Below are 19992 nucleotides of genomic sequence, written 5' to 3' on the forward strand. Positions count from 1 at the left end.
TGCTGCGTGCCGCTGCCCGGGAGGTGGTCGATGTCGCGGTCACTCTTCGGGAGGTGGCGGGTCACGCGACGGCCGCGCTTACCGACGGCGAGCTGCTGCGTGGCCTGCCGCGCGCTCCCGCCGAGGGCCGGTCCGCCTGCCGTGCGCTGCTGCGGGCCACCACCGGCCGCCGCGGTCTCGGGTACGCGCTCACCGGCGGTCCGCTGGTCACCCTGGCCGCCAAAGTGGGCGCCATGGCCGGGGCCGAGAACCTGGTCGTACGCGTGCTGGCCACGTCACTGCGTCTGCGCATCGCCGCCGTCGCGGTCGACCACCCCGAGCTGGTCGAAGACCCGATGATCGCCCGGCTCGTCGACGCGGCCGCGGCCGACCGCGACCTGGAAGCCGTCCGCGCCCTGCGCGCGCTGCTGAAGGACCGCGGCGCGGTGCGCGGGCTCAGCGGGCTCGCCCCCGTCTTCGGTGAGGTCCTCGCGCTGCGGGCGCTCCTGGACGAGAACCCGCTGAACGACGCCACCGCCTGGCTCATCGCGACCGGCCGGGGCCGCGCCACCGCCGACCCGATCACCGGCATCAGCAACCGGGCCATCGCCGTCCTCGACACCGGGGAGGGCGCCGCCCGCCGGACCGACCTGAGCGACGCCGAGTCCGCCCGGCTCGGCGACCGGGGATCGCTCCTCGGGTTCCTGGGCAACATCAGCGTCATCGGCCCCACCGGGCGGATCCTCGTCCAGAGCGTCCAGGGCCCTGACGGGGTGGTCCGGCACGTCGTCCAGGTGCCGGGCATGGCGGGGCTGCTCGACGGCGACTCGCCCCAGGACCTGCTCGGCGCGTTCAGCAGCGCCGTGCTCGACAGCAGCCCTTACAGCCGCGCGCTGGCCAGGGCCGTCGCCGACTACGGGCTGCCAGAGGGCGCCGAGGTGGCGCTCGTCGGGCACAGCGCCGGCGGTGCGGCGATCATGAACCTGGCGCAGGACTCCGGTTTCTGCGCCAGGTTCACCGTCACCCACGTCATCGCCGTCGGATCGCCCGTCGACTTCAAGCGGCCCGCCGACCCGCGCACCTGGGTGGCCAGCGTCACCAACCAGCACGACATCATCCCCACCCTCGACGGGCAGGGCGCGGGCAACTGCTTCGACCTGAACCCCGGCTGGTACGTGGTCGACTACTACGACTCCACCCACCTGTTCCCGCTCTGCCACCGGCTGGAGCACTACATCGACAACCTCGCCCGCGACCTGCCCGAGGCCCGCGACCACATCGACGACCGGCTCGCGCCCTACCGGGGGCGGGTCGTGCGGTCCCAGGCGTACCAGCTGTTCGACCGCGCGCCCGATCCGGCGGGGTTCCCGTTCCTGACCGTGCCGACCTACTCGCTGGACGGGTCGGTCGAGCTGCCGATCAGGTGCCGTCGCGGCAGCGCGCTCACCGCGCTGTTCGCCGCCGACCGGGAGGCGGTGGCCGGGGTGCTGGAGGGGACCGGGTTCGGGCCCCTGCTCGTCGCGGGCCGCGCCCTGGTCGCCGTGCACGCGGCCTGGAACCGGGACACCAGCTTCGGCGGCTACCGGGAGGCGCACCTCGGCGTCGTCGTGCCCGGCCCGTGGCGGTCGCCCTGGCTCTGGCCCGACCTGCTGCGGAGCGCGGGGCGGCGGCGTTCGGGCAGCCTGCTCGTCGGGTCGGCCGTCGACGCCGAGGCCGTCCGTGCCGTCGCGCCGCGGCTGTGGGGTGGTGAGACGCATCTGGAGCCCGTCGATGTGCGGCTCGCCGCGGGGCGGGCGCGGGTCACCGTCAGCGACGCTTTCACCCTCTCCGGGAGGCTCGGCCCCTTCCTGCCCGTCGGCGACCGCGACCTGGTCGGCTACACGGCCGGGACCGGTGTCGGCACGCTGCGCTCATGCGTACGGGTCCGCGGCCCTGGACGCCTCCACCCCCTGCCCTTGCTGCGGCTGACGGCCGAACCGGGCTCGGCGCATCCCCTGGCCGAGCGGGTGCGCGCCCTCGGGCTCGACGGCGCCAGCCCTCTGTTGTCCCTGTCCTCGCCCGCCCGCCAAACCCTCAGAGACGCCGCCGTCCCCCTGCACCCCCGTGACCGCCCGCCTGTCGCCGGAGAGGTGTCGCCGTCCTGCTGGTGATCCGCCGATGGAGGAGAAATGCCGGTCGAACACGCGGGGCTCGCCGCCCACGCCGAGGTGTTGCGCTCGGACGCCCGCGCGCTCGCCGCCTGCGCCGAGCGCCTGCGCGAGATCGGGGCGCGGCTGGAGGCCGCCGGCGTCGCGCCGCCGTGGCTGCGAGCCTCGGTGAACGCCCATGTCGCCGCCTGCGTCGAAGCCGTCACCGACCTCGACGAGGCCGCGACCCGCCTGCACCGCTACGCCGCCCGGTCCCGCCCTTGACGCGGCACGGCTGCCTCGTACGGGACGGACTCGCGCGGGGGGCGGGTCAGTTCGCTTCGTGGACGGCGCGGGCGGCGCTGAGTCCTGATTCGAGTGCGCCTTCGATCCAGGCGTGCCAGAGCGAGCAGTGTTCGCCGGCGAAGTGGACGCGGCCCTCGGGGGCGATGATCGCGTCGTGCAGGGCCGTCTGCTGGTGGGGCTCGAAGAGGGCGAACGCTCCGGCCGCGTACGGGTCGTTGTACCAGGCGTGGGAGACGCCGAACTCGAAGTGGTCGTAGATCTCCGGGTGGATCTTGGCGACGTCTTCGAGCGCCTGCTCGATGCGTTTCTGGGCGGGCATCGCGCCCCAGCGCAGCGCGTCCTGCCCCCAGGTGTAGGCCGCCAGCAGGACCGCCCGCTCGTCGCCGTCGGCGGGATGCGAGGGGTAGCAGATGCGCCGGATCGGCAGGTCGGTGACCGTGGTGCCGCCGACGATGCCGTCGGTCCGCTCCCAGAACGCCCGCCGCACCTGCAGCAGGATCTTGGTGGAGGCGTTGTAGTTGAGCTCGCGGATGGCGCGCTGCTTGCGGCGGGAGAAGGCGGGCCTGGTCTCGACGTCGCGCAGCACGGAGAACGGGATGGCGCAGATGGCGTGGTCGCCGGTGATCGACGTGCGGCCCGAGCCCGTACGGACGTGCAGGGTCACCGAGTGGTCGTCCTGCTCGATGGCCGTCACCTCGTGGCCGAACCGGATGTGGCGCCTCAGCTCGCGGTAGAACGCGACGGGCAGCCGGTCGGCGCCGCCCACGATCTCCTGCATGTCCTCGAACGCCCGCCCGACGATCTCGCGGAACTGCTCGATGACGGCCGCGTTGAGGTTGGACTCGCGGAAGCTCATCACGCCGTAGAGCTCGATCGCCCCCTCGGAGAACCCACGCTCGCGCAGGAAGCCGCGGATGGAGTAGCGGTCGTACTCGGCGCAGATGCGGTCGAGCGCCTTCTCGCCCTCCAGCGCGTAAAGGTCGTGGATCTCCTGGGTGGCGGTGCGCCACAGATCCTCGTAGGTGCGGCCGCGCTCGTGCTCGGCCAGGCCGAAGTCGACGAGCTGCGGGTTGCGCCCGAGCTCGCCGATGGTCGTCCGGACACCCTGGATGTACGCGAGCGTCCGGGGGTTGTTCATGACGAAGGGGCGCAGGGGCAGCCCGAACCGTTCGCAGTAGGCGAGGGTGAGATCGTGCACGCGGGGTATGCGCATCGCCCCCGCTTCCGCGTACAGACCGGGGGCGAAGTCGCGCAGGGTCAGCACCCGCCCGCCGACCCGCTGCTGGGCCTCCAGGACCACGGGCTCGTGGCCCTGGCGCATCAGCTCGTAGGCGGCGACCAGCCCGGCCATCCCGGCTCCGATGACCAGCACGCGCTTGCGCGGCCGGCCACCGGCGCCCAGCCCGCGCCCGGCCGTCGCGACCAGCTCGGCCGGGACGCGGAGATCGTGACGCGGGCGGGGCACGCCCGGCGGGTTCGCTTTCAGGGTGCCACGCCCTTCCCTGACGGCTACACAAGGTAAGGAAGTGACTACCCGAGGTCAATGCCTCTGTCAAGCCGGGCGCCCGGCTTGACAGTCGGCAGTGGTCAGGAAGACTCCGGCTTGCCGTGACGGTGCTCGTGCGGCCCGTCCATGTGGCGCCGGTCCTTCCCCTTCCCCTCGCCCTCGGACTTGGCGCGGATCGCGACGGCGGTGGCCGTCTCGCCGTCCACCTTCGCCAGGACGGAGACCTTCTGCCCGGTCTTCACCGTGTCGATGGTGGCGTCGCGGTTGATCCGGGTGTCGGCGCCGACCGCGTACTCCCTGGAGTAGCCGTCCTCGCTCTTGACGGTGAGCGAGTCCTGGTCGACGGCCGTGACCTCGCCGCGCTGGGTGGCGACGGTGACGTACTCGCCCTCGCCTTCCCGCACCACGAACTCGCCGTGAAGGTTGATCTTGGGGCCGTCCCAGTGCCGGCGGTCCTCCTTCTTGGAAGGCTTGTCGGACGGGCCGGTCGACGGGGACTCGGTGGCCGTGGGGGTGGGGGTGCCCGACGGGGGTGAGGCGGCCGCAGCGGTGGCGACGCCGGCGCCGGTGGCGACGACGAGCGCGGCGGTCGCGGTGAGGAGCAGAGTGCGAGGGAAGCGGCGCTTGGACGGCTCGTTCTCTGCGGTTTCCGGCTCAGTGGTCATGTGAGGTTTCCTCCCCGATGTGCATCTGTTACCCCAAGAGTGCATGCGGCTGCTTAAGGCTGAGTTAAGCGCCGTACCTGCCTTGACCTGCGCTTTAACCTCGGCGGGCATGGCGGAGGATGGCCGCCCCGGCGAAGTAGGTGACGAGGCCCGGGGTCGACAGGCCGGTGGGGCCGTGGTTGCCGGGGCCCGCCATCGCGGCGACGAGCAGACCGGCCAGCACACACGCCATCCCGGCGACGGCCGGCACGATCGGTGAGGCTTGCGGGTCGGGCCGTGGACCGGCGCGCCGCTCGATCGGCCCGAAAACCGCCACCAGGCCGGCCAGGATCAGGGCCAGCGCGAGGAGCCAGGGCACCCGCAGGACGAACCAGAACGAGGAGCCGGGCGGCAGGTCAGGCAGCACCTGCGTCAGATACAGCGCAGCCACGCCCAGCACGGCGGCCGTCATGTGCCACAGGAACACCGTCATGATCACGGAGTTGACCGCCACGACCGCCGTCCACGGGCGCGGGCGGCGCAGCCACCGGTTGACCGGATCACGCAGCCACAGGGCCAGGCCCGCCTGCGTGGCGGCCAGCGCCAGCAGCGCCAGGGTGGGCGGGGAGGTGTTCTGGATCTCCTCTCCCGGAATCCCCACCATGCTGATCGGATACGGCCCGGCCACCGTCATCACCACCAGGGCGGTGAACCCGGCCAGGGCGAGCGGCGGCCCAACGCGCCGCCCGGACGGCAGGCGCCCGTCCTGCCAGGAGAATCCGAGCTGGTAGACGGCCAGCCAGGCGAACAGGAAGCTGCCGTACGCCGCGAAGCCGAGGACCGAGGTCATCCGCGCCACGTCACCCACACCGACGAGCACGGTCAGCAGGATCGGCACGGCGAGCCCGTACCTGCGGTGCAGGGCGTGCATGAACGGGGTGAGGACCACCACGGCCAGGTAGGCCACGAGGAACCAGAGCGGGATCGCCGCCATCCACACCCCGGTGCCGACCAGCTCCGGATCGACCCCCAGCGCCCGTGCGGCCAGGGCGCAGACCGCTAGCACGCCGAGGAGCGCGGTGGTGGGCCGGACGAGCCGGTCCGTACGGCCCAGGATCCAGCTCACGGCGGTGCCGCCGCGCTTCCGGTGGGAGGTGAGAGAGGCCGCGCCGGCTACCCCGCCGACCAGGAAGAAGACCGGCATCACCTGGAACAGCCAGGTCAGCCGGCGCGTCCACGGAACGACGTCCAGCACGCTGCCGCCCCGCAGGCCGCCGTCGTACGTCACGTACACGGCCAGCCAGTGACCCGTCACCACGGCGATGATCGCGACGGCGCGCAGCAGGTCGACCACTCGATCCCGATGCGCCGGGGTGTTCCCGGCCAGCTGCCGCAGCCGTCCCATAGGCATCTGCTTACCCGGGCGGGCAGAGCCGTCACACCGGCGCCGGGTCTCAGGACTTGGGGCGGAATTCCTGCCGGAGCCGCCAGAATTTCTTGCCGGACGCGGTGGTGCAGGCGGTCGCCCCGGAGTAGCCGTACGTGGAGTCGAACCCCGACCGGTTCATCGTCGTGCCTGCCGCGGCCGTGTCGTAGACGCTGTCGACCATGACCTCGACCTGCTCGCCGAACAGCTGGACGACGTCGTCACAGAAGTACTCCAGGCGCTTCTTGCACGCGTCGCAGGGGCCGATGTTGCTCACCACGAGGACGTGGATGGTGCGGACATTCTGGAGTTGCGTGCCCTGTCCCTCGATCCAGTCGTAGGCGTCCTGCAGCGCGGCGACTTCGCTGTCACGGCTGGACAGGCGTGCCTCGTCCGCGCTGATCCCGGACGGCCGGGGGTGCGCGCCCTTGCTCGCGGAGGTCAGGGAGTAACGCTCCTCCCCTCCGGAGCCGGCCGCCTTGACCGCCGTCCGGTAGCTGTTCGCGTCGTCGAACGAGACGTCGCTGTCGACCATGACCAGGACCTGGGTGAACAGGCCCTGGTGCTGGGCGTGCACGTCCGTCAGCGCCTGGACGACGACCTGGTCGAGCGGGTCGTGCGAATGCGGGGTCGAGGTGGACATCAGGCCTCCTTGCCGATGCGAGAACCCCAATGTTTCACCGGAGGGAAGGAGGTCAACGCCGCGGTGCCGTCCAGGATTGACAGGCCACATCCGGCCGGCACGTGTATCACGGTGAGCCGACGGCCCGGCCAGGGCGGGTGAACGCCTGGGCCGGGCCGGTGGATGTCAGGAGGGCCTGTCGTCAGGTGGGGGTGCGAACTGGCCGAAACGGACGTCGCGGGTCCGGTCCTCGTAGGGCGGCTGGGGCCGGCCCTGCGGGGGCGCGGGCTGTCCGTACGGGCCGGCGCCGTGCGGGCCGCTGTGCTGACCGCCCGGCTGGTGGGCGCCGTAGGGACCGCCGCCGTACTGGCCGTACTGGCCGCCCTGGTGGCCGCCGTACTGGTCCGCGCCGTACGGGACGTTGTTGTGCTGCGGGCCTGAGCCGTACGGGCTCTGCGCCTGGTGATGCGGGGCGGCGGGGAGCTGCTGCATCGGGTACGGCGACGGCTGGGCGTAGCCGCCGCCCGGCGGGTGCGGGGGGAAGGACGGCGGGGGACGCCGGCGGCCGCGCAGGACCTTGACCAGGATCAGCGCGACCACCAGGGCGACCAGCACACCTGCACCGATCAGCACCCACATCAGCATCGGCCGGGGCGACTGGTCCTTGCCCGCGGAGATCGCCTGCTGGGTGTCGCTGATGTACTTGGCCACGTACGGGTGGTTCGGGAACAGCGCCTGGACCTCGCGGAACTTCGGCAGCGCGTCCTCGTAGTAGTGACGGAAGTAGTCGTTCAGCGCCTCGTTGTACCGGGTGGTCGTGGTGGCCTGGGCCGCCTTGATGTTCTTCTCGCCGAGCTTCTCCTTGACGATGCTCACCGGCAGCACGAAGCTCTCGCTCTCCGAGGCCTCGCCGCCCTCGCTCACGGTGCCGGCGATCAGCATGCCGATGACCTTGCCGTCCTTGCTGAAGACGGGGCCGCCGGAGTTGCCGTGGTAGGAGGGCGCCTGGGTCTGGATGTACGGCACGCCGGTCTGCGTGGCGCGCGTGGCGTTGTACGGGCCCTCGGTCAGCGCCGGCTCCAGCCTCGACTCCAGGCTGAAGAACGCCGTGTTGGTGACCAGGCCGGGGAAGCCGCTGATGTAGAGCGTGTCGCCGGTGCGCACGTCGCCGTCGTCGCCGAGCGGCACGGTCGGCATGTTCTGCTGGCCGTTGACCTTGAGCAGCGCGAAGTCCTTGCCGGGGTAGTTCTCGCCCACCGAGACCAGCTCGGCCGGTACGGCCTTGGCGGTCTTGTCCACGCCGCCGCCGGGCAGGCTCTGCAGAACCGTCAGGCTCTGCTGCAGGCCGCGGATCTTCATGTGGGTGCTGTTGAACGTGACGAAGATCTGCTGCGCGAGCTTGAGGATCTCCTCGTCCGTCTCGATGCCCTGCAGGCCGCTGACGATCCCCTGTGCGTCTTCCTTGTTGAACGTGGCCAGCGCCTGCTGCGCGAACATCTGCGCGAGCTCGGTGTCGCCGACCTGGACGCAGTGCGCGCCGGTGACCATGTAACCGTCGGGGGTCACCCACCAGCCGGTGCACAGGCCGCCGACCTCGGCTTCGACGGTGCGCTCCGGCGAGCTCACGGTGAGGTAGGCGTCCACGTTGCCGGCGATCCGCTGGAACATCCACTTGGCGATGCTGCGCTCGTCCGCGGAGATCTTGCCCGACGTCACGGCGTCGGTGGCCTGCACGGTGAGCTGGTTGAACGCGGCCTGGTTGAGCGCGCTCGACGGCACGGCGACCGTGCCGGTGTAGGTGAGGCTGATCAGCTGCACCGCCGGCTGGGTGCGGGCGGCCAGCCAGGTGCCGACGGGCACGTCGGGACGCTCGTCGGCGCCGTCGTCGGCGACCGCCGGTAGGGCGGGCAGCGCGACCGCCATCGCGACCACCGCGGCTGCGGCGATCTTTCGCAACTTACTGCTGTGATTTCCACGCACAACCGCACATGGTGACGAATCGATCTTGTGGATGACTTGTGGATGACTTGGCGACAGTGCCGCCGAGGGTCACGTGGTGACGGTCACGTCGCGCAGCAGGAGCCGGCTGGCCGCGTAGGCGTGCAGATAAAGGTGGAAATCCTCGGCCTTGGCCTTGGCCGACCTGTCGGCGGTGACGACCGTGGCGACCACGTAATTCTGCGACGGGTTCGTACGGATCATCCCGTAGGCGAAATCGGCATGCGTCATGTCCCTGCGGGTGTTCACCGAATTGCCCGCCTGTTTCTGCAGCTTCTTGGCCGTGGCCCTGGCGACGGAGGCCGTCGGGAACTCCATCATGACCTGCACCGCTTTCACATGTCCGCGGTAGGCCGTGTAGGCGATCTGAATGGCGCGCTGACACTTGTTCCCGGCCAGCACACCCCGGGCGTCCACCGGGTCGCACGTGTCGTACGTCCAGCCGCCGACTTTCTTGGCCGAGTAACGCACGCCCTGGAACTCGAACCGCCAGTCCTGGAACTCGGTGTGCGCGAATCGCGTCCCCGACTCGTCCGGCGCGGCTGTCGGTTCGGGCTCGGCGGTCGGCTCCTGCGAGGGCTCCTCGGACGGCTCGCCCGACTGCCAGGGCGCCGTCGTGGGGAACGAGGGCGCGGTGCTCGGCTGGGCGGCGGGCGCGGAGCCGGAGGCGTTGACGTAGTAGGCCACGCCCCCGCCCACCAGGACCACGGCCAGGCCGACGGAAAGCGCGACGATCAGGCCGGTGTTGCGCCTGGGCGGCGTGTCATACGGAGGCAGGTTCATGCCGAACCCGTCCTGCCAGGCCCGAGGGTCGAACTGGTCCTGCGGGCCGTGGTTCCGGTGGCCGGTTCCTCGGGTCTGACCGGTGTTGTCCCACTGTCCGAAGTCGGACCGGGGGAACGCGTGATCGGGGGACGGCTGCCGCCCGTGTCGCATCGGTGGCCGCTGTGGCCGGGAGGCCCAGGGGTCGTCCGGATGAGGCTGTCGAGGGTCGGTCATTGCCCCATTGTGAGATGACTTTTCGCAGTTAATCGGACTACGCCGGTTAATGGCATGGAAGTGAACCGGGCCGCCGCTTTCGTGCGTACTACCTCAATCGAGCCGTCTCGCGAACAACGGGATCCTCACTCACGGGGAAAGGCTGAAACCATTCTCCCTATGCGCCTTTCCCTCCGTCATCGGCAGCGCCGGCCATAAGGAGCAGGGCGGCATGTTCCGCCGGTACATCATCTGGCGGAGCAAGCATGCCGCCGACGAACGGCTCCGCGAGGTCGTGAACAGGGCGGAGGTTGCCGGACGCGGCACGACTAGCGCCAAGGATCGAGGGCGTGTTTGCCGCGGGTCCGGCCGGCTTCGAGTTCCCGCAGCACCGTCGCCCCCTCAGCCAGGGGGTGAACCTGGGGGGTGCCGGGCGTGTACACACCGTGGGCGATGAGAGCGTCGATCTCGACGAGCAACGACTGATAGATCGACGGGACCGCGGTCGCCAGCGCACCGATGTGCAGGCCCTTGACTTGAACCTGGTGGGTGAAGACCAGGTCGTGCGTGGTCAGGGTGGCGTCGCCGGAAGCGGCGCCGAACACGATGACGCGTCCGGTGAAGGGTTTGGTGACCGACAGGCTGGTTTTGAACGTGGCCTGTCCCACCGATTCCAGGACCAGGTCGACCCCGCCGGTCAGGCGGGTGATCGCCTCAGCCAGATCGGGACGCCGGCTGTCGAGGATCTCGTCGGCGCCGAGCGCTTCGACGGTGTTGTGCTTCGCTGGTGAGGCCGTGGCGATCACGCGTGCACCGTAGTGGCGGGCGAGACGAACGGCGGCCTGCCCCACGCCTCCGGCCGCGGCATGAACGAGCACCACCTCACCCGTCTTGATCTCGCCCAACGGCTTCAGTGCCGCCAAGGCGGTAGCCCAGTTCAGCACCAGGCCGAGGGCTTCGGCATCGCTCCAGCCGGAAGGCACGGGCAGCACACCCGCAGTCGGCATCGTCATGTACTGCGAGAATGCGCCGGGGCCGGCTCCGACGACGCGGGTGCCGAGCCGCAGTGGCCTCTCAACGTTCGGGCCAACACCCACGATCTCCCCGGCGGCCTCGAAACCCGCCACATAGGGCGCCTGCGGGCCTCCTCCGTAAGTTCCACGGGTCTGCATGACGTCAGCGAAGTTGACCCCGGCGGCGCCCACGCGGATCAGGTACTCGCCGGGCCCTGGGGTGGGGCGGCGATGATCGGCCGTGAGGGTCAGATCCTCCGGTCCCCGGTGCGACCGCTGGACCAGCGCTCGTACCCACTGCTCAGCGGTGTGCTGCTCGTTGATCTCCATGCGCCGAAGGTAGGAGCCTCACACTTACGTCAGGGTCAAGTAGCTGTCAGAGATCAGTGCGGCAGGCTTCTCGAAGGTAGGCGTCGAGTGCCGCCTGCTGATCGCTGAGAATCGCGATGCGCGCGGCGAGCCGATCGCGATAGCTCTGCACCTCGTGCAGGAACTCCGCGCACACCACGCCGGTGCCGGCATCGGGTCCGTCGGTGAGGCGGGGCAGGGCTTCCCTGATCAACCGTACGGGCAGCCCGGACTCCAGCAGCGAGCGGATGATGAGCACCCGGTCGATCGTGGACTGGCAGTAGTCGCGGAACCCATTGCTGAATCGGCCAGGGACGATCAAGCCCTCATCCTCGTAGTGCCGCAGCGATCTCACACTCACACCGCTGACCCTGGAGGCTTCGCTGATCTTCACACTCGGAGACAACACCCAGGAGCACCGCGGTCTTCCAGCGATCACCACGACGAAGTGCACCGCGCCGGGATCAGCGCACGTCACAACAGGGCGAACGTCGCCTGATGCGGCATTAGGGCTGTCGACGCGCGCGCAGGTGGTGACCGGACCGTCCACACCAAGACCGTCAACACCCCCTGGCAGCACGAGACCGCCTCCCGCACCCGCTCCTGGGGCACCTCCGCCGCGGTCCTGACCGGCGTCGCCACCACCCGCACCTGGACCGCCATGGACGGCGGCGGGCGGCGGCAGACCCGCACCGACACCGCCCACGACACCGTGACCGGCCTGCCGACCGAGGTCGACGACCAGGGCGACACCGCCCGCCAGGACGACGACCTGTGCACCACCACCACGTACGCCGTCAACGACGCCGCCTGGATCCGCGACCTGCCCGCCCGCGTCGAGACGGTCGCCGCCCGCTGCTCCGCCACCCAGGCCGGGCCGGACGGGATTGTCTCCGACGTCCGCACCTTCTACGACGGGGGCGCGTTCGGCGCTGCGCCGAGCAAGGGAGACCCAACCCGGGTGGAGAAGATCGCGGCGCACGACGGCACCGGGGCGACGTAACGTGCCCTCCGTCCGCACCGCGTACGACGCGTACGGCAGAGTTACGGCCGTCACGGACGCGGCCGGCCACACGACCACCTACACCGAGACGGCCGGACTGACCACCCGGACCGTCACCACCGGACCGCCCGTCACGCCTGGGGACCCGTCGAGCGCGCACGTCACGATCGAGACCCTCGATCCCGCCCACGGCCGGGCCACCGCACGGACCGACCCGGCCGGCCGCACCACCAACCTGACCCACGACGCGCTCGGCCGGCTCACCAAGGTCTGGCTGCCGGGCCGCGCCACCACCGACACCCCCGACATCGAGCACGCCTACCAGGTCGCCGAGGGGAAGATCGGCGCCGTCACCACCAGGACCCTGACTCCTCGCTCTTCGGCGTCGCGACGCCCGGTGACGTCGAGGCGCAGCTGACATTCGCCTACGACGGGCTGAACCGGGAGACCCTGCGCCGGTTCGTCGTCGGCGGCAACGACGTCCAGGAGAAGTGGCGCACGGTGACCACGTACGGCGGCGACTGGGTGGCCGTCGACCCGCCCGACGGCGCCACCCCCACCGTCACCGTCACCGACGCCCGGGGCCGCAGAACCGCTCTGCGCCAGTACGAGGGAGCGTCCCCGACCGGCCCCCACCAGACCACGACCTACACCTACACCCCGGCCGGCGAGCTCGCCACGATGCGCGACCACGCCGGCAACACCTGGTCAAACACCTACGACTTGCGCGGCCGTAGAACCAAGACGGTCGACCCCGACACCGGCACCACCACCAAGACCTACGACACCGTGCGGAAGGGCGACCTCGTCACGCAGACGCGCTACACGGACGGCCACCCCTACACCGAGCGGATCGACGCCTACGACCACCAGGGCCGTGCCGTCAGATACACCGTCGTCATCCCGGAGACGGAAGGAGCCCTGGCCGGAAGTTACACCTTCACCACCGCCTACAACCCGGACGGCACGGTCCGCACCCAAGGCTTCCCGGCGGCAGGCGGTCTGCCCGCCGAGAGCGTGACCACCACCTATGACGAGCTGGCCCGAGCCACCCGCCTCACCGGCAGTCTCGGCACCTATGTCGGTGCGACCGTGTACTCCGCGATCGGCGACCCTCTGCAGTACGAGCTGACCACCGGCGGCAAGAAGGTGTGGCAGACCTTCACCTACGAGTACGGTTCGGGCCGGCTGGCCACCGCCCGAGCCGAGCGCGAAGGCATGACCGGCGCGGACCGCAACGCTACCTACACCTACGACCAGGCCGGGTCTTTCACCTTGATCTCGGACGTGTCCCGGTCGGGCACTGATACGCAGTGTTTCGACTACGACCACCTCCAGCGCCTCATTCAGGCGTGGAGCCAGGCCACGCCCGGCTGCTCGGCGGTCCCGGCGGTCTCCGCCGTCGGCGGGCCGGCGCCCTACTGGCACAGCTACTCCTACGACGCGACCGGAACCCGCACCCGGGAAGTCCGGTCGGCATCGGCGGCGAGACCGACACCGTCAGGTCCTACGCCAACGCGCCCGCTGGGCAGGGGCACCAGCTCCGCTCGGTCTCCCAGACCGGTGGCGCGAGCCCCCGCACCGAGACATTCGACTACGACGCTGCCGGCGGCGTGACGCTGGGGGTGGACGGTCAGGTGGGGACCGCGATGCGCGGTGACGGCTCGACGGGCCATGCCGAGACGTCCGCATCGGTCGTCGACACCTCCAGGACGTACGCGGTGGGCGCCTGGGGCAGGCTCGCCCACACCGACGGCTTCGCCACCGTCGTCAACCAGGACGGCGACGTGGTCAGCGGCTTCTACCTGCAGTACGTCAAGGACGAGAACCGCTGGTCGTTCAGCCTGACCGACGCCGACGCCGTCCAGGGCCGTCACCTGGAACGCCACCGGCCCGATGGCCATCGGCCGCGCGAAGCACAACGGCGCCGCAGTGGACTTCTTCCCCGGGGAGATCGACGATGTACAGGTCTACGACCGCCTGGTCAGTGCGGAGGAGGCCGCAGACCTGTTCACCCGTCACCCCGTGCTCTCCGGCCGCTGGACGCTCAACACCGACGGGCAGGACGGCACCGGCCACGGCCGCCACCTCACCATGGGGGGCGACGCTCACGTGGATCAGGCGGCCGGCTGGCTGGGCTCCCCGATGGGCGCCCTGGTGCTGGTCGGCGCCGGCGACCACGCCGCCACGACCGGGCCAGTGGTGTCGACCAGCCGCAGCTTCGCCGTCGCCGGCTGGGTGACCGCCGCGGGCAGGCCCACCGCCCGATCGGCCGTCTTCTCTCAGGCCGGCAGCACCAACAGCGGCTTCACCGTGCGGTATGACCCTTCCGCCGCGGATGGCGCCGGCGGCTGGCAGGTCGAGATGCCGGGCTCCGACGCGTCAGGCGCGGTGGCTCAGCGGGCGGAGCACTCCGCCTATCAGAGCCAGCTCGACTGGGACCATGTGGCCATCGTGTACGACTCCTTCGCGGACGTCCTGCGGCTGTATGTCAACGGCTGGCTTGAGGAGACCGAGGAACGGGTTTCGGCTCGCTGGCACACGATCGGCTTCGACGCCACCGGCCCGCTCCAACTGGGCCGTACGAAGACCGCGGGTGCCTGGGGCGAGCACTGGTCCGGCGTGATCGACGACGTGTGGGCCTTCTCCGGGGTGCTCACCCAGGAGCAGATCCAGACGCTCGCGGGCTACACGGAACTCCCGTCGGACTCTCCTTTCTGACTTTGGGTGAGATGGCGAATCATCGGTAAACAGAATGGATCTGTAATCGGCGTAAGAATGAACCGGGCGTGCCTTTTGGCGCCGGTCCGGTCAAGCCGGGGCGTGCGGTGGTTCGCCGTCATTCGTGGCCGGAGCCGCCACCTTCTCCCGGAAAGCGCGCAGTGCCGCGGCGCCCACCGCCTTGTCCTGCTCGCCGTTGCCGCCGCTCACGCCCACGGCGCCGACCACCTGGCCCTCGTGCACGATGGGGAAGCCGCCGACGAAGACGGCGAACCTGCCGGGGTGCATGTGGCTGATGCCGAAGGCCTCGTTGCCGGGCAGGGCTGGGCCGTTCGGGGGTTCGTTGAAGAGGTGGGTGTCGCGCTGGTGGCCGGCCGCGGTGAAAGCCTTGGCGATCGCGATCTCCACTCCGGTGAGGCGGGCGCCGGTCATCCGGTGGAGGGCGATCGGATGGGCCCCGTCGTCGGCGACGCAGATGGTCTGTTTGACGCCGATGCGGCGGGCCTCCTGTTCGGCGGCCTCCAGCATGACGAGGGCGTCCTCAAGGGTGAGGCGGAAAACCGTGTGCATTGCCTTTTCAGCTCCTGCCCGCATGAATATTCCGGCCGTCTGACAAGAGAAAGCGGCGCGACGCCATTTACCGGCGACCCGCGGTCCCTGACATCGGGCTATTGCCTTCCGTTCCCCCGAAATGGAAAATGAGGGAAATCCGTCCTCCCTCCTCACCCGTGACTCGCGGCGACTCCGTTGACACCGTCAGTCTCCGAGGGCCGGTGGCCCACGGCTACGTACACACTGCCGAACCGGCGAGACAGGATTTGGGCACATGGCACAGACGTCCCCCAGCAGTGTCGACCTGATCGATGCCCAGGACCGTGACCCCAGTGGGCAGATCTCCTTGCGAGCGCTTCTGGCCGAACCTCTGCTGCGCGGCCGGGTCATCGCGGGCACGGCCGGGCTGAGCCGGAGCGCGTCCTGGTGCCTGCCGCTGTCCGAGTTGGGGGAGGCCGGGCCGGTGTCCTCGCCGGACCTCTCCGGCATGGTCGTCCACCTGCCCGCGGACGCGCTGGCCGAGCCGGACGAGGCGTGCGCGCTGGTCGCCGACCTCGCCCGCAGGGACGCCGTCGCGCTGCTGGTCTGGCCGTCCCCCGAGGGCCGCGTCCCTGACCTGACCAGGGCCGCGCGGGCGGCCGAGGAGGCCCGCATCCCGCTGCTCGTGCTGCCGGCGGAGGCCGACTACCGTGCGGTGAGCCGCCTGGTGGGGCAGAAGGCGCTGGCCCAGACCTCTCACGTGCTGGAGTACGGCTCGCGGGTGCACCGCACGCTGGCCGAGGTGCTGGCCAGGGGGTCGGGAATCCCGGCCATGGCGCGGGCGGTCGCCGGGCTCGCCCGCTGCCCGGTCCTGGTCATGGACGCCGACGGCGAGACCCTCGTCTGCGCGGGCTTCGAGCCGGGCGCCGCCGGTCTGGCCGCCGAACCGGCCAGGATCGCCGACCTCATCGCCGAACGCCTGCCCGACCTGCGGGAGAGCGACGACTGCGCCCGGACGCTGACGGAGCTCAACCTGCGCGAAGGCGAGCTGGACGACCCGGTCCGTGTCCTGATCGCGCCTATCGTGGTGGGCGGCGACCTGTACGGCAGGCTGGTGCTCGTGGAGAACGTCTGGCCGCCGGACGCCCACGACCTGGCCCAGCACCGGGTCATCGCCGAGCACGGGGCCACCCTGACCGGCTCGGAGATGTTACGCCAGCGTTCGGTGCGGGCCGCCGAGGAGCAGGCCAGGGGCGACTTCGTCGAGTCGCTCGTGCACGGCCGCTTCGCCGACCCGCACGAGCTGGAGGCCCGCGCCCGCCACCACGGCTTCGACCCGGAGGGCCGCTACGCGGTGCACGTGCTGACGGCGGGCGCCCTGCTGCCGGCCGGCCGGCGCGACCAGCGCCGGGCGGGGGCCGTGACCCGCATGGTCCAGGTGGTCGAGCCCTCCGACACCCAGCGGACGCTGGCCGCCGCGATCGGCCCCTTCATCGTGGTCATCCGGCAGGTCACCGGGGACGCGCTGGCCGGGCAGGCGTCCGTGGCGCAGTTCGCCGGGCAGCTGCACCGGGCTCTCCGCCCTCACCTGGGGGACGACCTGCGGCTCACCCACGGGCGCGCCGGCCGGGGCGCGGCGGGGGTGGCGGCCAGCTACTACGAGGCGCGGGTGGCGATGGGGCTGGCCCGGCACACCGGCGCCGCCCCCGTGTGCGGGTACGACGACCTGCGCGTCCACGCCGCGCTCAAGGACGTGGCGGCCAGCGTCGAGGGGCGGGCGTTCGCCAGGGAGATCCTGGACGCGCTGCGCCGCGTGCACAGCCAGACCGGCGACCTGGAGCAGGTGGTGCTCGCCTACATCAGGTCCGCGGGCAACCTGAACGCCGCCGCCCGGACGCTGAAGCTGCACCGCAACACCATGCTGTACAAGCTGGACCGGGCCTCCAGGGCGCTGCGGATGGACATCCGGTCGGCCGACGCCCAGTTCATGGTCTGGCTCGCGCACCACATCGACACTCTCGCGGCGGTCACCGGCGCGCTCTCCGACGAGTTGTCCCCGCCCGTCGACTCCGTCGAGGCCCCCTGACGGCTCAGCCCTGGGCGGCCTGCCGCCGGCGCCTGGGCCCGTCCTGCTCCTTGGCGTCGTCGGGAAGCAGGACGAAGATCTCGCCGTTCTCCTCGCGCACCGGATACACCCTGATGGGACGCGTCGCGGGCGGCAGGATCGGCTCGCCTGACTCGTAGTCGAAGACGCTGCCGTGGCAGGAGCAGAGCAGCCCTTCCTCGGTGGCCCGGCCGGAGGAGAGCAGGCAGTCCAGGTGGGTGCAGTAGTTGGACATGGCGTGGACCCGGCCGTCCCAGCGCGCCACCGCGACCTCCACCTCGTCCACGAAGAATCTGCGTACGAGCCCGTCGGGCACCTGCCCGGACCGTGCGACGCGCCGGTATTCCATGGTCTCTCCTCAGAGCAGGTCGATCAGGTCGGTGTCCTCGTCGCGGAGCGCGGCGGGGTCGGGTGCGGCCCCGGCCGCCATGAGCTGCCGGGCCGCGGACACCTCGGCGCCCCGGTCCATCCCGAAGGCGGCCTTGAGCACGCCCTTGCGCAGGTAGAAGGCGACGAAGTCGAACTCCTCGGCCGAGCCGCGCACGACCAGCTCGTCCCAGCCCTCGGCGTGTCCCGCGTACTGCAGGTCGCGGCCGAACTGCTCCGACCAGAACCAGTGGGGGGTCGTGTACGGGACGTCGCGGCCGAGGATGTTCCTGGCCGCCGCGGCGCCCTGGCCGCTGGCGTTGTCGAAGTGCTCCACCCGGACCGGCCTGCCGGCCAGGGGATGGAAGGCGCGGGCGACGTCACCGGCGGCGTAGACGCCCGGCACGTTCGTCCGGCAGTACTCGTCGGTCAGGACTCCGTCGTCCAGGTCGATGCCCGAGCCGGCGAGCGGTTCGACGTTGGGCACCATGCCGACGCCCACCACCACCACGTCGCCCTCGACGATCCGGCCGGCGCTGGTCCGCACGGCGGCGACGTCCGGCGTCTCGGCGTACTCCACGACGCTCTCCCCGGTGCGCAGCGTCACCCCGCCGGCGCGGAGCAGCGCGGCGCACACGTCGCCCATCTCCTCGCCGAGCACCTGCCCGAGCGGGTGGTCAAGGCGCTCGATCACGGTCACCGCCGCGCCCCTGGCCCGCGCCGTGGAGGCCACCTCGGAGCCGATGAACCCGGCTCCGACCACCACGACGCGGGCCCCGGGCCGCAGGTCGGCGCGGAGCCGGTCGGCGTCGGCCACGGTGCGCAGGTACCGTACCCGGTCGCCGGCCACCCCCGGCAGCGCGCGCGGCCGCCCCCCGGTGGCGATCAGCAGCGCGTCGGCCGCGGCCGTGGAGCCGTCGGCGAGCTCCACGGCGCGGTCCGCGCCGCGCACGGCGGTCACCGCGGTGCCCAGCAGCAGCTCCACCTCGTTGGCCGCGCACCATCGCGCGGTCAGCAGGTCCAGCCCCGCCCGGTCCTCCTCGCCCGCCAGGTACTCCTTCGACAGCGGCGGGCGCTGGTAGGGCGGTTCCGGCTCGGCGCCGACGAGCGTGACACGGCCATCGAAGCCCAGCCGCCGCAGCGTCCGGGCCGCCACGGCGGCCGTCTGCCCGGCCCCGGCCACCAGCACCGACCGGATCATCGGCTCTCCTCCGCCGTCAGCGCCCGCGGCCGCGGGTCCACGTAGACCACGCCGTCGTCCACCCGTACGGCGTGCACCGGCTGGCACCGGTCCTGCCCGTCGGCCTCACCGGTGCGCGGGTCGAACGACCACTGGTGACCCGGGCAGATCACCCTGCCGTGCAACAGCGTGCCCTTGCTGAGCGAACGCCGCTTGTGCACGCAGGTGTCGGCCAGCGCGTACACCTCGCCGTCCACCAGGAAGAGCGCGATCTGCTCGGCGCCCACCGTGACCAGCTTGCGGTTGCGCCGCTCCAGCTCGCGGAGCGAGGCGACCTCCACCCACTCGGCCGGCGTGCTCACTCCGCGGCCACGAGGTCCGGCCGGACGTAGTGGTCGTACAGGCCCTGCGTGTACGAGTAGCGCATCTCGGCGCCCCACCGGCACATCCGCAGGCACCGCTGCTGCAGCTCCGGCGTGTCGGCGTGGTCGAGCACGATCTGGTAGCCCCGCTCGCCGTGCACCTCGTCGGAGGTGATGTGCAGGTCGAAGAACTCGATCTCGTCCTCGCTGAAGCCGTAGACCTCGCGCAGGGGGACGATCTGCTTGCGGTAGATGTTCGGCACCTGCGACTCCAGGCCGACGACCAGCGCGGCGGTGGCCACCACGAAGTGCTCGCGCATGGCGACCGCGTAGCACCACGACTGAAGGCCGCGGGTGATCGGGTTCGCGTTGTCCGGGTCCTCCACCCGCTCCCGGGTGGTGCCGCACGCCTCCGCGAACTTGATGAGCAGATCGGTGTGCCGGATGTCCGCCAGCTCCTCCTCGTACATGTTCTGCAGGGTGAAGTCCTTGGCACCGGTGTACTGGTCGGGGGTGTTGGCGTAGACGTAGGCGAGGTAGTCGGCGAACGGGCCGACATAGTGGTAGTGGTTCTCGGCCCAGCGGGCGAAATGCTCCCGCTTGAGCTTGCCCTCCGCCCAGGCGACGCTGAAATTCGCTTTCGAGGCCTGCCGGCCCTTGATCGCGTTCTCCAGGGCCGAGCGGAAATCATCCCGCGACAGCAGTTCCGGCATTTCCGGTCTCCCTTTCCCCGAGACGGCTTTTCTCGTCTCACAGTAGGAATTCCGCGGTTCGTTTC

General features: G+C 71.1%; 21 protein-coding genes and 1 pseudogene. 8 read left to right on the forward strand and 14 right to left on the reverse strand.

Annotated elements, in window-relative coordinates; translation table 11 throughout:
- Positions 1-53 precede the first annotated feature (53 nt).
- A complete protein-coding gene (locus tag ACZ6YG_RS29240) occupies positions 54-2129 on the forward strand; it encodes a lipase family protein (protein WP_466019747.1) in 2076 nt (691 codons plus the stop codon).
- An 18-nt stretch (positions 2130-2147) separates the two neighbouring features.
- Entirely contained in the window at positions 2148-2390 is a 243-nt protein-coding gene (locus ACZ6YG_RS29245) for a hypothetical protein (RefSeq protein WP_148033160.1), read from the forward strand.
- A gap of 46 nt (positions 2391-2436) precedes the next feature.
- Here the strand turns inward: ACZ6YG_RS29245 and ACZ6YG_RS29250 are convergent, their stop codons facing one another.
- From ACZ6YG_RS29250 to ACZ6YG_RS29285, 8 genes are all read right to left on the reverse strand, one after another.
- A complete protein-coding gene (locus tag ACZ6YG_RS29250) occupies positions 2437-3876 on the reverse strand; it encodes a flavin monoamine oxidase family protein (RefSeq protein WP_466019748.1) in 1440 nt (479 codons plus the stop codon).
- A 122-nt stretch (positions 3877-3998) separates the two neighbouring features.
- Positions 3999-4583: a hypothetical protein gene (locus ACZ6YG_RS29255; RefSeq protein ID WP_466019749.1), complete on the reverse strand. Its 585-nt coding sequence runs from the start codon at positions 4581-4583 to the stop codon at positions 3999-4001.
- Between the two features lie 94 nt (positions 4584-4677).
- Positions 4678-5967: an acyltransferase family protein gene (locus tag ACZ6YG_RS29260; protein WP_466019750.1), complete on the reverse strand. Its 1290-nt coding sequence runs from the start codon at positions 5965-5967 to the stop codon at positions 4678-4680.
- Between the two features lie 49 nt (positions 5968-6016).
- Positions 6017-6631: a hypothetical protein gene (locus ACZ6YG_RS29265; protein WP_466019751.1), complete on the reverse strand. Its 615-nt coding sequence runs from the start codon at positions 6629-6631 to the stop codon at positions 6017-6019.
- A gap of 165 nt (positions 6632-6796) precedes the next feature.
- Entirely contained in the window at positions 6797-8566 is a 1770-nt protein-coding gene (locus tag ACZ6YG_RS29270; RefSeq protein WP_466019752.1) for a S1 family peptidase, read from the reverse strand.
- Between the two features lie 93 nt (positions 8567-8659).
- Entirely contained in the window at positions 8660-9607 is a 948-nt protein-coding gene (locus ACZ6YG_RS29275; protein WP_466019753.1) for a hypothetical protein, read from the reverse strand.
- Positions 9608-9915: 308 nt separating this feature from the next.
- On the reverse strand, positions 9916-10929 hold the full coding sequence (locus ACZ6YG_RS29280) for an NADPH:quinone oxidoreductase family protein (protein ID WP_466019754.1): 1014 nt from the start codon (positions 10927-10929) through the stop codon (positions 9916-9918).
- 46 nt (positions 10930-10975) lie between these two features.
- Positions 10976-11401: a MerR family transcriptional regulator gene (locus tag ACZ6YG_RS29285; protein WP_345482782.1), complete on the reverse strand. Its 426-nt coding sequence runs from the start codon at positions 11399-11401 to the stop codon at positions 10976-10978.
- A gap of 207 nt (positions 11402-11608) precedes the next feature.
- Between ACZ6YG_RS29285 and ACZ6YG_RS29290 the strand changes: the two genes are divergently transcribed.
- The 3 genes from ACZ6YG_RS29290 to ACZ6YG_RS29300 all read left to right on the forward strand — a co-directional run bounded on the left by ACZ6YG_RS29290 (position 11609) and on the right by ACZ6YG_RS29300 (position 13567).
- On the forward strand, positions 11609-11950 hold the full coding sequence (locus ACZ6YG_RS29290; RefSeq protein ID WP_466019755.1) for a hypothetical protein: 342 nt from the start codon (positions 11609-11611) through the stop codon (positions 11948-11950).
- A 1-nt stretch (position 11951) separates the two neighbouring features.
- Positions 11952-12368 (forward strand): hypothetical protein, encoded by a 417-nt coding sequence (locus tag ACZ6YG_RS29295; protein WP_466019756.1) that lies wholly within the window; start codon positions 11952-11954, stop codon positions 12366-12368.
- Between the two features lie 83 nt (positions 12369-12451).
- Complete coding sequence (locus tag ACZ6YG_RS29300; protein WP_466019757.1) at positions 12452-13567, forward strand: hypothetical protein; 1116 nt, start codon at positions 12452-12454, stop codon at positions 13565-13567.
- Positions 13568-13583: 16 nt separating this feature from the next.
- On the opposite strand, the gene ACZ6YG_RS29305 is transcribed toward ACZ6YG_RS29300, so the two are convergent.
- Positions 13584-13715, reverse strand: a complete 132-nt coding sequence (locus ACZ6YG_RS29305; RefSeq protein ID WP_466019758.1) for a hypothetical protein — start codon at positions 13713-13715, stop codon at positions 13584-13586.
- Positions 13716-13828: 113 nt separating this feature from the next.
- Between ACZ6YG_RS29305 and ACZ6YG_RS29310 the strand changes: the two are divergent.
- Both ACZ6YG_RS29310 and ACZ6YG_RS29315 read left to right on the forward strand, forming a co-directional pair.
- Positions 13829-13939 (forward strand): annotated as a pseudogene (locus ACZ6YG_RS29310) (hypothetical protein); the annotation flags it as partial.
- Positions 13940-14044: 105 nt separating this feature from the next.
- On the forward strand, positions 14045-14671 hold the full coding sequence (locus tag ACZ6YG_RS29315) for a LamG domain-containing protein (protein ID WP_466019911.1): 627 nt from the start codon (positions 14045-14047) through the stop codon (positions 14669-14671).
- A gap of 90 nt (positions 14672-14761) precedes the next feature.
- On the opposite strand, the gene ACZ6YG_RS29320 is transcribed toward ACZ6YG_RS29315, so the two are convergent.
- Entirely contained in the window at positions 14762-15241 is a 480-nt protein-coding gene (locus tag ACZ6YG_RS29320) for a GlcG/HbpS family heme-binding protein (RefSeq protein WP_466019759.1), read from the reverse strand.
- 256 nt (positions 15242-15497) lie between these two features.
- On the opposite strand from ACZ6YG_RS29320, the gene ACZ6YG_RS29325 reads away from it, so the two are divergent.
- Positions 15498-17288 carry a helix-turn-helix domain-containing protein gene (locus ACZ6YG_RS29325; protein WP_466019760.1) on the forward strand — a complete coding sequence of 597 codons (1791 nt, stop codon included), beginning with the start codon at positions 15498-15500 and terminating at the stop codon, positions 17286-17288.
- 4 nt (positions 17289-17292) lie between these two features.
- Here ACZ6YG_RS29325 and ACZ6YG_RS29330 read toward each other — a convergent pair whose 3' ends face one another.
- Genes ACZ6YG_RS29330 through ACZ6YG_RS29345 form a run of 4 tightly spaced genes read right to left on the reverse strand, consistent with a single transcriptional unit; the run spans position 17293 to position 19927 of the window.
- Positions 17293-17655: a Rieske (2Fe-2S) protein gene (locus ACZ6YG_RS29330; RefSeq protein WP_219545305.1), complete on the reverse strand. Its 363-nt coding sequence runs from the start codon at positions 17653-17655 to the stop codon at positions 17293-17295.
- A gap of 9 nt (positions 17656-17664) precedes the next feature.
- The gene (locus ACZ6YG_RS29335) at positions 17665-18873 is read right to left on the reverse strand and encodes an NAD(P)/FAD-dependent oxidoreductase (RefSeq protein WP_466019761.1); all 1209 of its coding nucleotides are present in this window, start codon (positions 18871-18873) and stop codon (positions 17665-17667) included.
- Positions 18870-19214 carry a Rieske (2Fe-2S) protein gene (locus ACZ6YG_RS29340; protein WP_148033149.1) on the reverse strand — a complete coding sequence of 115 codons (345 nt, stop codon included), beginning with the start codon at positions 19212-19214 and terminating at the stop codon, positions 18870-18872. The genes ACZ6YG_RS29335 and ACZ6YG_RS29340 overlap by 4 nt, the downstream gene beginning before the upstream one ends.
- The gene (locus ACZ6YG_RS29345; RefSeq protein WP_148033148.1) at positions 19211-19927 is read right to left on the reverse strand and encodes a TenA family transcriptional regulator; all 717 of its coding nucleotides are present in this window, start codon (positions 19925-19927) and stop codon (positions 19211-19213) included. Before ACZ6YG_RS29345 ends, ACZ6YG_RS29340 begins: the two co-directional genes overlap by 4 nt.
- Positions 19928-19992 lie beyond the last annotated feature (65 nt).

Source organism: Nonomuraea sp. NPDC054003 (genome assembly GCF_055585125.1).

Excerpts from the sequence above, each read along its gene's own strand:
- ACZ6YG_RS29260 (WP_466019750.1), bottom strand. The coding sequence starts at position 5,967 with ATGGGACGGCTGCGGCAGCTGGCCGGGAACACCCCGGCGCATCGGGAT.
- ACZ6YG_RS29320 (WP_466019759.1), bottom strand. The coding sequence starts at position 15,241 with ATGCACACGGTTTTCCGCCTCACCCTTGAGGACGCCCTCGTCATGCTG.
- ACZ6YG_RS29280 (WP_466019754.1), bottom strand. The coding sequence starts at position 10,929 with ATGGAGATCAACGAGCAGCACACCGCTGAGCAGTGGGTACGAGCGCTG.
- ACZ6YG_RS29335 (WP_466019761.1), bottom strand. The coding sequence starts at position 18,873 with ATGATCCGGTCGGTGCTGGTGGCCGGGGCCGGGCAGACGGCCGCCGTG.
- ACZ6YG_RS29255 (WP_466019749.1), bottom strand. The coding sequence starts at position 4,583 with ATGACCACTGAGCCGGAAACCGCAGAGAACGAGCCGTCCAAGCGCCGC.
- ACZ6YG_RS29330 (WP_219545305.1), bottom strand. The coding sequence starts at position 17,655 with ATGGAATACCGGCGCGTCGCACGGTCCGGGCAGGTGCCCGACGGGCTC.
- ACZ6YG_RS29345 (WP_148033148.1), bottom strand. The coding sequence starts at position 19,927 with ATGCCGGAACTGCTGTCGCGGGATGATTTCCGCTCGGCCCTGGAGAAC.
- ACZ6YG_RS29265 (WP_466019751.1), bottom strand. The coding sequence starts at position 6,631 with ATGTCCACCTCGACCCCGCATTCGCACGACCCGCTCGACCAGGTCGTC.
- ACZ6YG_RS29315 (WP_466019911.1), top strand. The coding sequence starts at position 14,045 with ATGGGGGGCGACGCTCACGTGGATCAGGCGGCCGGCTGGCTGGGCTCC.
- ACZ6YG_RS29290 (WP_466019755.1), top strand. The coding sequence starts at position 11,609 with ATGGACGGCGGCGGGCGGCGGCAGACCCGCACCGACACCGCCCACGAC.
- ACZ6YG_RS29245 (WP_148033160.1), top strand. The coding sequence starts at position 2,148 with ATGCCGGTCGAACACGCGGGGCTCGCCGCCCACGCCGAGGTGTTGCGC.
- ACZ6YG_RS29275 (WP_466019753.1), bottom strand. The coding sequence starts at position 9,607 with ATGACCGACCCTCGACAGCCTCATCCGGACGACCCCTGGGCCTCCCGG.
- ACZ6YG_RS29325 (WP_466019760.1), top strand. The coding sequence starts at position 15,498 with ATGGCACAGACGTCCCCCAGCAGTGTCGACCTGATCGATGCCCAGGAC.